Consider the following 12,113-nt stretch of genomic DNA (forward strand, 5'->3'; position numbering starts at 1 on the left):
GAGCGCAGGTGGGCGGCGGACACGCACCGGGCACCGGGCGCAGGGCGACCAGTGAGTTCCCGCCCGGCTGGAGCGCCGAGCGGATCGTCGCGGTCGTCAAGGACGTCGCGAACGACCCGGGCGAGCCGAGGATCCGGCAGTACAACGGCCGCTGGCGCTGCGCCGGCGAACGCTACGGCGTGCCGGTGGTCGTCCTGGTCAACGCCGACGGCTTCGTCCACACCGGATACCCCCTCGCGGGCCCCGGCGTCGTCCGCAACCCCGACGCCGCCCGCGACCCGGCGAATCCCACCGTCGCCGACGCCGCCGAGAACCGCATCAGCTACTTCCTCGACAGCCTGCTGGGCCTGCTCGCCGACCGCCTGGCCCCGGCCGAGCTGAGCCACTACCGCGACCTCCAGTGGTCCGGCGAGTGGGAGGAGCTGGCCGACACCCTGGCCGCCCACATCACCATCGCCGAACTGCCCCTGACCCCGGACGAGCTTTCGGACTTCGAGAAGCTGCTGAACTCGTTCGAGCTGCCGGTCCGCGATTGCCTGTACATCAACGACCGGGACCACATCCTTCGCCGGCTGCGCGGCTGAAGCCCGCCGGGCCGCTCGAGCGCCCACTACTCGCGTTCAGCTGGCTTGCGAGAACTCCCCCGCACCCGCTCCGGCCGAACACGCCTCCCGCAGCACGTCCAGGGGCAGGCCCACCGCGTCCGCGATCGCGGCCACCGTGAAGAAGGCCGGGGTGGGGATCCGGCCGGTCTCGATCTTGCGCAGGGTCTCCACCGAGATGCCCGCCTCGGCCGCGACGTCGACCATGCTGCGGGCGCCGCGGGCCGCGCGCAGCGCCGTCCCCAGCCGCTCACCCCGTGAGCGTTCCTCTTCCGTCAACGGCACCCGAACCATGACCGGCAGTCTAGCCGAAAGTTGTCCACCGCCTGTGGATAACTCTGTGCACAAGCTGTGGGAAAGTGGCGCCGCCCGGGGATGAGCCGGTCGCGCCACAACCCCTTGGGTCCCCCGCTCCCCCACGGCACCGGCGGTGGGACTGCGCCGGGCACCCCACCATCGGTCTCGAACCGGCCGGCCGGACAGTCGTCCACGATCTTGTCCACAGCCTGCCCGGCGCTGGTACCCACCCTTGCCGGAGCGGCCCTGATCAAATCGATATCGGACACGCGTGCCGCTCGGGAGGCCGAAGTCCTAGGGTCAGCCCGGTCGCGCGTGTTACGTGAGTGTTAGGTGAGGTTCGATGTCCACTGCCAAACCGGATGGGCGGGTGCGCGGGTTCCAGTTCAGCCCGTGGAACCTGCTGCTGATCATCCCGCTGCTGATCCTGGTCACCCCGCTGTTCAACTTCGACGGTCCGCGCCTGTTCGGGATGCCGTTCTTCTACTGGTTCCAGCTCGCGTTCGTCGTCGTCGGCGTGCTCTGCACCGGCATCGTCTACTGGGCGACGCGCGGGAAGCCCGGCCACGCCGGTCGCGACGAGTTGAGCGTGGACGACCTCGACGAGGGTGAGGTCCGATGAGCATCCAGTGGATCGAGCTGACGGTCTTCGTCATCCTGTTCCTGGCCGTGACCGTGCTGGGCTTCGTGGCCGCGCGCTGGAAGGCCGGGGCCAACCTGGACCACCTCGACGAATGGGGCCTCGGCGGCCGCAAGTTCGGCTCGTGGATCACCTGGTTCCTGCTCGGCGGCGACCTCTACACGGCGTACACCTTCGTCGCGGTGCCCGCGCTCGTGTTCAGCGCCGGAGCGCTGGGCATGTACGCGCTGCCCTACACGATCGTCGTCTACCCGATCGTCCTGCTGCCCGCGCTGCGCATGTGGTCGGTCAGCCGTTCGCGCGGTTACGTGACGCCGGCCGACTTCGTCCGGGGCCGCTTCGGCTCGCCGACGCTCGCCTTGCTGATCGCGATCACCGGCATCGTCGCGACCATGCCCTACATCGCGTTGCAGCTGGTGGGGCTCGAAGCCGTGCTGCGCACGATGGGCATCAACGGCTCCGGCATCGTCGGGCACCTGCCGCTGCTGGTCGCGTTCCTCATCCTGGCGCTCTACACCTACCAGTCGGGCCTGCGCGCACCCGCGCTGATCGCGTTCGTCAAGGACATCCTGATCTACATCGTGATCATCGTGGCGATCGTCTACCTGCCCGCGAAGCTGGGCGGCTGGTCGCACATCTTCGACCAGGCGCAGACCAAGCTGGCCAAGCCGAGCCCGGCGACCGGCAAGCCCGCCGGCTCGCTGCTGCTCACCGCGAACAACCAGCTCCAGTACGCCACCCTCGCGCTCGGTTCGGCGCTGGCGCTGTTCCTGTACCCGCACTCGCTGACCAGCGTGCTCGCCTCGCGCGGCCGCAACGTCATCAAGCGCAACATGGTCGCGCTGCCCGCCTATTCGTTCGTGCTCGGGCTGCTCGCGCTGCTCGGCTACGTGGCGATCAGCGCCGGCGTCAAGCCGCTGACCAACAACGCCACCGGCAAGGCCGACGGCAACACCATCGTCCCGCTGCTGTTCGACTCGCAGTTCTCGCACTGGTTCGCCGGGATCGCGTTCGCCGCGATCGGCATCGGCGCGCTGGTGCCCGCGGCGATCATGTCCATCGCGGCGGCGAACCTGTGGACGCGCAACATCTACAAGGAGTACATCCGCAAGGACGCTACCCCGAAGCAGGAGGCGAAGCAGGCGAAGCTCGCCTCGCTGGTGGTCAAGCTGGGCGCGGTGCTGGTGATCATCCTGATCGACCCTCAGTTCTCCATCGACCTGCAGCTCATCGGCGGGGTGCTGATCCTGCAGACCCTGCCGGCCGTGGCGATCGCGCTGTACACGCGGTGGTTCCACAAGGCCGGCCTGATCGCGGGCTGGATCGTGGGCATGGGCTGGGGCCTGATCATGCTCTACGGAATCCCCAACCCGGCCAACGGGAAGCTGCACTTCGGCGGCTCGGCACTGGCGATGGGCAACCTGTCGGTCTTCGGCTGGCACCCGTTCGCCGGCTCCACGGTGCAGATCTACCCGGGTTTCGTGGCGCTGGTGGCGAACATCGTGGTCGCCGCGATCGGGTCGGTGATCGCACGGGGCCTGAAGTGGCACCCGGGCACGGACGAGACCGCGCCCGAGGACTACCACGCCGACGAGCACGACAAGGATTTGCGCCCCATCGGCGTCCACTGAGGACAGTGAGGGAGGGCCCCCGCACCCCGGTGCGGGGGCCTTCCCTTTGTCGATCATCGAGTTCGACACCACGGGCAGCGCCGCGGAGAGCCCGTGCCGGTCCAGGCGTCGCCGCAGCCCCCGCCAACGGGCTCACCCCGGCGCAACCGCGGTGGCGGCGGGAGGGGTTAGCGTGGACCCATGAGCGATGCGGTGAGCCGGTTCCCGGTGACGGAACTCGAAGACCTTCCGGAAGACCTGCGCGAGCGGGTGGGTGCGATCGCGGAGAAGTCCGGGTTCACGCCCAACATCTTCCGCGCGCTGGGCCACCGCCCGGCCGAGCTCAGGGCGTTCCTCGATTACCACGACGCGCTGATGGAGCGCGAAGGCGGACTGACCAAGGCCGAGCGGGAGCTGGTGGTCGTCGCGACGTCGGGGGCCAACCACTGCACCTACTGCGTGGTGGCGCACGGGGCGATCCTGCGCATCCGCGCGAAGGACCCCGAACTGGCCGACCGCGTGTCGAGCAACCCGTGGCAGGTCGAGCTGGACGAGCGGGGCCGCGCGATCGTCGATCTCGCGCTGGCGCTGGCGCAGGACTCCGCCCGGTTCGGCGAGGCCGAGATCGAGGCGGCGCGAGGCGCGGGGCTCACCGAAGACGAGATCTGGGACGTCGGCGCCATCACCGCGCTGTTCGCCCTGTCCAACCGGCTCGCGCACCTGACCGCGCTCCGGCCGAACCCGCAGTTCCACCTCATGGGCCGTCAGAAGCGGTAGAACGGTTCCGGCAGGTCCCGGCTCAGTTCGAGCCGGGCGCGCAGCCACGAGCGCAGCCGCCGGACCGGTTTGGTCCACGCCCGCGGCGCCGGGCCGAAGTACCGCGGGTCCTGGTGCGGGGTGAACGCGTCCCCGCTCAGCACCACCACGTCGTGCCCCCGCGGGCACCGGCCGGCCACGGAGATCAGGCCACGGCCCAGGTTCTCGACCCAGTCGACCTCGTCGACGCCCAGCAGCGTGCGGCGCTCGCAGACGGCGCAGTACACGACGAACATCTACAGCTCCAACCGCCAGGTCTGGCTCGTCACGGTCGGGCCGAAGCCGTCCGTCTGCTCCTCGTCCACCAGCTCGAACCCCGCCCGCTGGTAGATCCCGCGGGCCGCGTCGAGCCGGGAGACCGTCCACAGCTGTATGGCCGTGTAACCGTGCGCGCGGGCGAACTCGACGCACTCGCCCACCAGCCGCTTCCCGACGCCGCGGCCGCGAGCGGCGGGCTCCAGCAGGAGTAGCCGCAGTTTGGCCGTCCGCTCGTCGGGGCCCGGCGTGCAGAAGACGCTGCCGACCCGCTCCCCACCCAGCTCGGCGATCCAGCCGGCCTGTCTCGGGTTGCCGCGGCCCTCGGCGAACTCGGCGACGATGCGCGCGACGACGGCTTCGAACCGCTCGTCCCAGCCGTGCTCGCGGGCGTACAGGGCGCCGTGCCGGTGCACGACCCAGCCGAGATCACCCGGACGGAGGGCGCGTAGCACGATGGTGTGATCTTCCGGCCGTTCGTCGACCAGGGCCGTGATGGTGCGCATCGCGCCGAGCAGCCGGCGCTGGTCCTCGTCCGGGAAGCGTTCGAGCAGGCCGCCGATCTGGCGGGTCGAGCGCTCGTTCAGGTCGGCGAACGCGGCGCGGCCATCGTCGGTGAGCCGGACGAGCTGACGGCGGGCGTCGGCGTCGCTGCGCTCGCGCGCGAGCAGGCCGCGGCCTTCGAGCCGGGCGAGCAGCCGGCTGGCGTAACCGGCGTCGAGTTCGAGTCGTTTCCGCAGTTCGCTGACGTGGACCTGGTCCCGTTGGGCCAGCTCGAACAGCACCCGGGCCTCACTGAGCGAGTACTCGGCACCGGCCGGTCCCTCGTCGAGGATGCCGATCACCCCGGTGTACAGGCGGTTGAACGCGCGCACGGTGGCGACCCGGTCGGCCAGGCGGGAGTTGTTCATTGACCACCTCAACCAATTCGTTGACCAGGTCAATGATCGCGCCGTGGGAGAGCCGGGGCAAGGAGGTTTCGGGGAGCGGGCGGAAACGGGCCCGGACAGGTGGAAACCCCGTGATGCTGCCAGGTCGGGGGTCCGCCAGCATCACGGGGTCGTAGTGGGTATCGGCGCTACTCAGCGCGGCGTTACACCCACGATCATCTGTGATGCGTGTCACTCATGTGGGTGACGCACCACGGGGGTGTGCTCGATCAGCGCATGAACGGCTGACGAGCCTGGGCGAGGGCGATGAGCTCTTGGCGCACCGTGGAGGTGGCCGCGGTGTCGATCGCCCGGCTCAGCGCCCGGCGAGTGCGAACCTCGGCGCGACGGGCCCGGAGCTTGGCGGCGATGTTGCTCATTGGTTTCTGCATCCCCTTTGGAAGGTCTTCGGTGGCTGTGACTTAAGTATGCCTCTTTTTCGCCAAGATTTCCAACGAATCAACGGTGATACGGCGCACTTGCCGATGAATCAACGGCGGCGAATGGGTGACGTCCGGACAGATCCCGTGTCGCCGGTCACCTTCCGGTAACGCGTCGTTCGCACTCCTAGCACCTTCTAGCAAAATCTAGGGAAAAGACTATAAAGAGCTAGCCGACGTCATAGACCGGTAGCGAGACCAGGGGAACGGCTCAGTCGCGGCCGAGCAGGTAGTGCCCGAAGTGCGGCACGGTGAAGGCGATCTGCCCGCGCTCGGCGGAGAAGACCAGGCCCTTCTTCATCAGGTTGTCGCGCGCCGGCGACAGGGAGGACGGCTTTCGGCCCAGGTAGACCGCCACGTCGGCGGTGCCGGCGGGCTCGTCGCGACCCTGGGTCAGCTCGGCCATGGCCAGCAGGTATTCGCGCTCGGCCGGGGTCGCGCGCTCGTAGCGTGAGCCGAAGAAGCCCACGGCCAGCTCGGCCTCCGCCTCGGGCGCGGCGACCTGCACGTCCTTGACCGTGATCGGGTCGGCCGGCGCGGCGTCCCAGGCGGCCTTGCCGTAGGCCTGGATGAAGTACGGGTAGCCGCCGGACGCGTCGAACAGCGCGTCGAGGGCCTCCGGCTCGATGCCGGCGTCTTCGCGTTCGATGGGTGCCATCACGGCGAGATCGGCGTCCGCGCGCTCCAGCCGGTCGATCCGGGAGTAGCGGAACAGCCGCTCGGAGTACGACTTGGACGCGGACAGCACCGCGGGCACGTGCGGCAGCCCCGCCCCGACCACCACCAGCGGCGCTCCGGACTGGGAGAGCTCGTGGCAGGCCGCGCACAGCGCCGAGACGTCGTCCGGCTGCAGGTCCTGGATCTCGTCGATCAGCAGCGCCACGCCGGTGCCGACGTCCGCCGCCAGCTCCGCGACGTCGGTGAACAGCTCGACCAGGTCGATCTCGATGTCGCCGGAGTCCGCGCGACCCTGCGCGGCGGGTGCGTCGATGCCGGGCTGCCAGCGGTCGCGCAGCTTGGCGTCGGCCTTGTTGGCCCGCAGCGCGAACGCCTTGAGCACCCCGAGCACCTCCTCCACCCGGTCCGGGGCGCGGTGGCGCACGGCCAGGTCCCGGATGGCCCGGTGCAGCGCGGCGGACAGCGGCCGCCGCAGCTCGGCGTCCGGGCGCGCCTCGATCTTGCCGGCGCCCCACCCGTGCCGGACGGCCATCGACCGCAGCTCCCCCAGCAGCACCGTCTTGCCGACGCCCCGCAGCCCGGTCAGCACCAGGCTGCGTTCGGGACGGCCGCGCGCGACCCGCTCCAGCACCACTTCGAACGCCTTGAGCTCGCGCTCCCGCCCCGCCAGCTCCGGCGGCCGTTGTCCGGCGCCGGGGGCGAAGGGATTGCGGATGGGGTCCACTCTCCCACCGTATCGACGTATCTAGGACGGGTGCGATATTCGGCCATACATCGCCAGGCGTGTCGGAGCTATCGTCGTCTTCGAAAATCTAGTGAAAACACGATACTCAGCTAGGTAGGGCTAGCGCGGTTCGGCGCCGGGTCGGCGGGGCATTCCAGGCGTAAGTTCGACCAGTACAACGCTGGCATCTCAGGAAAGGCGACGATCGTGATACTGCGCCGGGTGGCCCGTCCACTGCTCGCGTCGATCTTCATCTTCGGCGGTATCGGCATGCTCCGTGACACGCAGGGGCACGCGAAAGCGGTCGAGCCCTTCCTCACCGAGACCTTCGACAAGGTCGAGGGCCTGGTGCCGGCGCAGGTGCCGCGCGATCCGGCCACGCTCGTCCGCATCGACGGAGCGGTGAAGATCGGGGCTGGGCTCGCCCTGGCCGCGGGCAAGCTGCCGCGGTTCGCCTCGCTGGCGCTGATCGGCTCGCTGGTGCCCACCACGCTGGCCGCGCACCGGTTCTGGGAGATCAAGGACCCGGCCGAGAAGCAGGTGCAGCAGATCCAGTTCTTCAAGAACGCGAGCCTGGCCGGTGGGCTGCTGCTCGCCACGGGTGACACCGTGGGCAAGCCGTCGCTGGGCTGGCGCGCTCGCCGGGCCGCCCGCAAGGCCGGTCAGGGTGCCGACAAGCTGGGCCGCAAGGCCAGCAAGCGCGCCGAAAAGCTGAGCAAGAAGGCCGAGAAGGCCCTCACCCGCTGACCCGCACCCGAAGACGGGCCGCACCCTCGCCGAGGGTGCGGCCCGCCTTCGTAGGTAGCTACTTCTCCAGGATCGCGGTGACGCCCTGGCCGCCGGCCGCACAGATGGAGATCAGGCCCCGGCCCGAGTCCTTTTCGGACAGCAGCTTGGCCAGCGTGGCGACGATCCGCCCGCCGGTCGCGGCGAACGGGTGCCCCGCGGCCAGCGACGAGCCGTTGACATTTAGCTTGGCCCGGTCGATCGAGCCCAGCGGCTCGTCCAGGCCCAGCTTCTCCTTGGCGAACGCCGGGTCCTCCCACGCCTTGAGCGTGGCGAGCACCTGCGAAGCGAACGCCTCGTGGATCTCGTAGTAGTCGAAGTCCTGCAGTGAAAGTCCCGCTCGCGCCAGCATCCGCGGCACGGCGTACGCGGGGGCCATCAGCAGCCCCTCGTCCCCGTGCACGTAGTCGACAGCCGCGGTCTGGGTGAACGTCAGGTACGCCTGCACCGGCAGCTTGCGCGCCTTCGCCCACTCCTCGGTCGCGAGCAGGACGGTCGACGCACCGTCGGTGAGCGGCGTCGAGTTGCCCGCCGTCATCGTGCCGCTCGGGCCGCCGTACACCGGCTTGAGCTTCGCCAGTTTCTCCACGCTGGACTCCGGCCGCAGGTTCTGGTCGCGCGAGAGCTTGAGGAACGGCGTCACCAGGTCGTCGAAGAAGCCCCGGTCGTACGCCGCGGCGAGGTGCTGGTGGCTGGCTGCCGCGAGCTCGTCCTGCGCCTCGCGCGTGACCTCCCAGACCTTCGCGGTCAGCGCCGCGTGCTCGCCCATCGAAAGGCCGGTGCGCGGCTCGGCGTTGCGCGGGATCTCCGGCACGATGTGGCCCGGGCGCAGCTTCGCGACGAGCTTCAGGCGGTCGCCCAGCGTCTTCGCGGCGTTGAGCTGCACGAGGATGTGGCGCAGATCGTCGTTCACGGCCAGCGGCGCGTCGCTGGTGGTGTCGACCCCGCCGGCGATGGCCGAATCGATCTCACCGAGGGCGATCTTGTTCGCCACCGTGATCACGGCCTGCAGTCCCGTGCCGCACGCCATCTGCACGTCGGACGCGGGCGTCGCGGGTGAGAGGCGGCTGCCCAACACGCTCTCGCGCGCCAGGTTGAAGTCCTTCGAGTGCTTGAGCACGGCCCCGGCGGCGACCTCGCCGATCAGCTCGTCCTGCAGCGAGAAGCGGCTGACGAGACCGTCGAGCGCGGCGGTGAACATGTCCTGGTTCGACGCCTTCGCGTACGGGCCGTTCGACCTCGCGAACGGAATCCGGTTCCCGCCGATGATCGCGACCTTGCGCACCGCGGCGGTCTTTCTGGTCGCCATGACCCACACCTCTCTCCAGTCGGCCCTGCCACACTGTAACCTACTAGCGAGTAGGTTAGACTGTGACGTGACGCAGACGGCACGGGAGGCAAGCTGATGGCTGACAGGTACCAGCAGTTCACGAAAACCCCGGTGGGGAAGTTCGTGGTGCCGAAGCTCGGCCTGCCCAGCCCCGCCACCCTCCGCCGGTACCGGCCCGGGCAGCCCGTGCTGGAGGGCCCCGCGCTCATCGGCGCGGCGCCGGGCGGGCGGCTGGAGAAGACCCTCAGGAGCCGGCTCACCGGAGCCGGCGTCGAGGTGGTCACCGCGCCGGTGGAGCGACACGCGGCGCTGGTGTTCGACGCCACCGGCGTCAAGGATCCCGCCGAGCTGCGCGAGGTCTACCGCTTCTTCCACCCGGTGATCCGCAAGGTCGGCTCTTCCGGCCGGGTGATCGTGCTCGGCACGCCGCCGGAGCTGGCCGAGGGCCGGGAGCGGGTCGCACAGCGGGCGTTGGAGGGCTTCGTCCGCTCCGTCGGCAAAGAGCTGAAGCGCGGCGCGACGGCGCAGCTCGTGTACGTGGCCGAAGGCGCCGAAGAGGCGAGCGAATCGACGCTGCGCTTCCTGCTGTCGGCGAAGTCCGCCTTCGTCGACGCGCAGGTGGTCCGGGTCGGCACGCACACCTCGACCGCCGAGGCGCCGTCGAACTGGGAGCAGCCGCTCGAAGGCAAAGTCGCGCTGGTCACCGGTGCCTCCCGCGGTATCGGCGAGGCGATCGCCGAAACCCTCGCCCGCGACGGCGCGCACGTGGTCGCCCTCGACATCCCGGCGCAGGGCGCGGACCTGTCCAAGGTGGCGAACCGGGTCGGCGGCTCGGCCCTGCAGCTCGACATCACCGCGGCCGACGCGCCGGCCAAGCTGGCCGAGTACCTGTCGGGCCGCCACGGCGGCGTCGACGTGGTGGTGCACAACGCCGGCATCACGCGGGACAAGACGCTCGGCAACCTGACCGAGGGCGGCTGGGACGCCGTGCTCACGGTGAACCTCGCGGCGCAGCTCGCGGTCAACGACAAGCTGCTCGCGGACCACGTCCTCAACACCGGAGGCCGGATCATCGGCGTCTCGTCCATCGCGGGCATCGCGGGCAACGTCGGCCAGACCAACTACGCGACGTCGAAGGCGGGGGTGATCGGCATGGTGAACGTCGGCGCGGCCCAGCTCGCGGAGTACGGCGGCACGATCAACGCCGTCGCACCCGGGTTCATCGAGACCAAGATGACGGCCGCGGTGCCGCTGTTCATCCGCGAGGCCGGGCGGCGGCTGTCCAGCCTCGGCCAGGGCGGGCTGCCGGTGGACGTCGCGGAAACCATTGCCTGGTACGCCAACCCGGCGTCGGCCGCGGTCAACGGCAACGTGGTCCGCGTCTGCGGCCAGGCCCTGCTGGGGGCGTGAACCGTGGCCGTGCGTGAACTGAACAGCGCGCCCAGCCTGGCGACGCTGTACCCGAAGGCACTCCTGCGCCGCGGCGGCGGCTCGAAGCTGCCGGACCTCGAGCTGGTGCGCTCCGGCGTGGTCGTCGACCCGGCGCACGTGGCCGCGTACGCCGAGGTGTGCGGATTCCGCTTCGGCGACGAGCTGCCGGCGACGTATCCGCACCTGTTGGCCTTCCCGGTGCAGATGGCGCTGATGACCGAGCCGGGTTTTCCGTTCCCGCTGCTCGGCATGGTGCACGTGGCCAACCGGATCACCCAGCGCCGTCCGCTGCGGCTCGGCGAGACGTTCACCGTGCGGGTCCGCGCGGAGGACCTGCGGCCGCACGAGAAGGGTCGTCAGTTCGACGTGGTCAGCGAGGTCTCCGTCGGCGCCGAGACGGTGTGGACGGACGTATCGACTTATCTACATCGGGGTGGCGGCTCGGGTGCCTCGGGTCCTCGTGCGCAGTTGGCGTCACCGACGCCGAACGCGATCTGGAAGATCCCGGGCGACATCGGCCGCCGGTACGCCGAGGTCTCGGGCGACCGCAACCCGATCCACCTGCACCCGCTGAGCGCGCGGCTGTTCGGTTTCCCCTCCGCGATCGCGCACGGCATGTGGACGAAGGCGCACGCGCTGGCGTCGTTCGAGGGGCGGCTTCCCCCCGCGTTCACCGTCGACGTGCGGTTCAAGCAGCCGGTGCTCCTGCCCGCGAAGGCGGCCTTCACCACCTGGGCGACCGAAGACGGCTGGGCGTTCGAACTGTGGAACGCCCGCAAGCCCAAGCCGCACCTGGACGGGACGATTTCAGCCCTCTGACGCGGCCACGTCGGGGATCGGCTTCCAGACCTCGCCCTCGACCAGGTCGTTGAAGCCGAGCCAGACCAGGTTCATCAGCCAGGACGCGAGCACGCCGTCGGAGATCTCGGGGTGGTCGAGGGCCCAGTCGGCGAGCGATTCCGCGGCACCGACCAGCGCCGCGGACAGTCCGGCGCCGGAGAACTCGGCCTGCTGGGCCAGGCCCTTGCGGGTGCCGGCGGAGACGACCAGCGCGGCCACCAGCTCGATCGCGCGGGTGCGCATGGCGGTGATCTCGGCGGCGAACGCGCCGCCGACGGTCAGCGCCTGCCGGTGCAGCACCGTCCACGATTCGCGGTACTCGGCGACGAAGCGGTAGAACGAGCGCAGCCCGTGCCAGAGCTGCATGTCCGGCGGCAGGTCGGGCTGGACGCCGGCCTGGATGGCCTCGAGCAGCCGGGTCGCCTCGCGCCGGATGCTCTTGCCGAACAGGTCCTCCTTGGAGCCGAGGTAGGTGTAGATCATCGGCTTGGAGACGCCGGCGACCTCGGAGATCTCGTCCATCGACGCCGAGTGGTAGCCGTGGCGCGAAAACACCTGCACCGCGGCGTCCAGGATCTGCCGCTCGCGCACGGCCCGCGGCTGCCGTGTTCTGGCCCGCTCCGGGCGCTGCTCCTCGTCGGGCACTCTCCGACCTCCCTCTCGCCAGCAGGAGACGGTACCTGCCCGGCGGCCGGCGCGTTCTTGCCCGCTAACCTACTGGCGGGTAGCCTAGGC

General features: G+C 70.1%; 13 protein-coding genes and 1 pseudogene. 7 read left to right on the forward strand and 7 right to left on the reverse strand.

Translation table 11 applies throughout. From position 1 onward, the window contains the following. Positions 1-2: 2 nt before the first annotated feature. Positions 3-584 (forward strand): annotated as a pseudogene (locus NYF13_RS06355) (EndoU domain-containing protein); the annotation flags it as partial. Between the two features lie 36 nt (positions 585-620). On the opposite strand, the gene NYF13_RS06360 reads toward NYF13_RS06355, so the two are convergent. Further along, positions 621-896, reverse strand: a complete 276-nt coding sequence (locus tag NYF13_RS06360) for a helix-turn-helix transcriptional regulator (protein ID WP_315654794.1) — start codon at positions 894-896, stop codon at positions 621-623. A 346-nt stretch (positions 897-1,242) separates the two neighbouring features. On the opposite strand from NYF13_RS06360, the gene NYF13_RS06365 reads away from it, so the two are divergent. The 3 genes from NYF13_RS06365 (at position 1,243) to NYF13_RS06375 (ending at position 3,926) form a co-directional block, all read left to right on the forward strand. Beyond that, positions 1,243-1,521, forward strand: a complete 279-nt coding sequence (locus NYF13_RS06365; protein WP_315654796.1) for a DUF3311 domain-containing protein — start codon at positions 1,243-1,245, stop codon at positions 1,519-1,521. Continuing rightward, complete coding sequence (mctP, locus tag NYF13_RS06370; protein ID WP_315654798.1) at positions 1,518-3,170, forward strand: monocarboxylate uptake permease MctP; 1,653 nt, start codon at positions 1,518-1,520, stop codon at positions 3,168-3,170. Before NYF13_RS06365 ends, mctP begins: the two co-directional genes overlap by 4 nt. Positions 3,171-3,350: 180 nt before the next feature. Continuing rightward, complete coding sequence (locus tag NYF13_RS06375; protein ID WP_315654800.1) at positions 3,351-3,926, forward strand: peroxidase-related enzyme; 576 nt, start codon at positions 3,351-3,353, stop codon at positions 3,924-3,926. Here the strand turns inward: NYF13_RS06375 and NYF13_RS06380 are convergent. The 4 genes from NYF13_RS06380 to NYF13_RS06395 form a co-directional block, all read right to left on the reverse strand. Then, positions 3,914-4,201, reverse strand: a complete 288-nt coding sequence (locus NYF13_RS06380) for a hypothetical protein (RefSeq protein WP_315654801.1) — start codon at positions 4,199-4,201, stop codon at positions 3,914-3,916. The two genes, NYF13_RS06375 and NYF13_RS06380, sit on opposite strands and share 13 nt — an antisense overlap. Next, positions 4,202-5,131 (reverse strand): helix-turn-helix domain-containing GNAT family N-acetyltransferase, encoded by a 930-nt coding sequence (locus NYF13_RS06385; protein WP_315654802.1) that lies wholly within the window; start codon positions 5,129-5,131, stop codon positions 4,202-4,204. Positions 5,132-5,379: 248 nt separating this feature from the next. Continuing rightward, positions 5,380-5,529 carry a hypothetical protein gene (locus NYF13_RS06390; RefSeq protein ID WP_315654804.1) on the reverse strand — a complete coding sequence of 50 codons (150 nt, stop codon included), beginning with the start codon at positions 5,527-5,529 and terminating at the stop codon, positions 5,380-5,382. 271 nt (positions 5,530-5,800) lie between these two features. Next, on the reverse strand, positions 5,801-6,991 hold the full coding sequence (locus NYF13_RS06395; protein WP_315654808.1) for an ATP-binding protein: 1,191 nt from the start codon (positions 6,989-6,991) through the stop codon (positions 5,801-5,803). A 207-nt stretch (positions 6,992-7,198) separates the two neighbouring features. Between NYF13_RS06395 and NYF13_RS06400 the strand changes: the two genes are divergently transcribed. Beyond that, entirely contained in the window at positions 7,199-7,738 is a 540-nt protein-coding gene (locus NYF13_RS06400; protein WP_315654811.1) for a DoxX family protein, read from the forward strand. A gap of 58 nt (positions 7,739-7,796) precedes the next feature. Here the strand turns inward: NYF13_RS06400 and NYF13_RS06405 are convergent, their stop codons facing one another. Then, positions 7,797-9,086, reverse strand: a complete 1,290-nt coding sequence (locus NYF13_RS06405; RefSeq protein ID WP_315654813.1) for an acetyl-CoA C-acetyltransferase — start codon at positions 9,084-9,086, stop codon at positions 7,797-7,799. Positions 9,087-9,182: 96 nt separating this feature from the next. Here NYF13_RS06405 and NYF13_RS06410 point away from each other — a divergent pair, with 96 nt between their 5' ends. Both NYF13_RS06410 and NYF13_RS06415 read left to right on the forward strand, forming a co-directional pair. Then, entirely contained in the window at positions 9,183-10,517 is a 1,335-nt protein-coding gene (locus NYF13_RS06410; RefSeq protein ID WP_315654815.1) for a 3-oxoacyl-ACP reductase, read from the forward strand. Positions 10,518-10,520: 3 nt separating this feature from the next. Continuing rightward, on the forward strand, positions 10,521-11,357 hold the full coding sequence (locus tag NYF13_RS06415; RefSeq protein WP_315654817.1) for a MaoC/PaaZ C-terminal domain-containing protein: 837 nt from the start codon (positions 10,521-10,523) through the stop codon (positions 11,355-11,357). Here NYF13_RS06415 and NYF13_RS06420 read toward each other — a convergent pair. Continuing rightward, positions 11,346-12,023: a TetR/AcrR family transcriptional regulator gene (locus NYF13_RS06420; protein ID WP_315654819.1), complete on the reverse strand. Its 678-nt coding sequence runs from the start codon at positions 12,021-12,023 to the stop codon at positions 11,346-11,348. The genes NYF13_RS06415 and NYF13_RS06420 overlap by 12 nt on opposite strands. Between the last annotated feature and the right edge of the window lie 90 nt (positions 12,024-12,113).

The organism is Amycolatopsis sp. PS_44_ISF1, from assembly GCF_032335455.1.
GTDB lineage: Bacteria > Actinomycetota > Actinomycetes > Mycobacteriales > Pseudonocardiaceae > Amycolatopsis.

Coding starts and splice junctions, on each gene's coding strand:
- mctP (WP_315654798.1), top strand. CDS start 1,518: ATGAGCATCCAGTGGATCGAGCTGACGGTCTTCGTCATCCTGTTCCTG.
- NYF13_RS06410 (WP_315654815.1), top strand. CDS start 9,183: ATGGCTGACAGGTACCAGCAGTTCACGAAAACCCCGGTGGGGAAGTTC.
- NYF13_RS06375 (WP_315654800.1), top strand. CDS start 3,351: ATGAGCGATGCGGTGAGCCGGTTCCCGGTGACGGAACTCGAAGACCTT.
- NYF13_RS06365 (WP_315654796.1), top strand. CDS start 1,243: ATGTCCACTGCCAAACCGGATGGGCGGGTGCGCGGGTTCCAGTTCAGC.
- NYF13_RS06405 (WP_315654813.1), bottom strand. CDS start 9,086: ATGGCGACCAGAAAGACCGCCGCGGTGCGCAAGGTCGCGATCATCGGC.
- NYF13_RS06360 (WP_315654794.1), bottom strand. CDS start 896: ATGGTTCGGGTGCCGTTGACGGAAGAGGAACGCTCACGGGGTGAGCGG.
- NYF13_RS06380 (WP_315654801.1), bottom strand. CDS start 4,201: ATGTTCGTCGTGTACTGCGCCGTCTGCGAGCGCCGCACGCTGCTGGGC.
- NYF13_RS06385 (WP_315654802.1), bottom strand. CDS start 5,131: ATGAACAACTCCCGCCTGGCCGACCGGGTCGCCACCGTGCGCGCGTTC.
- NYF13_RS06390 (WP_315654804.1), bottom strand. CDS start 5,529: ATGAGCAACATCGCCGCCAAGCTCCGGGCCCGTCGCGCCGAGGTTCGC.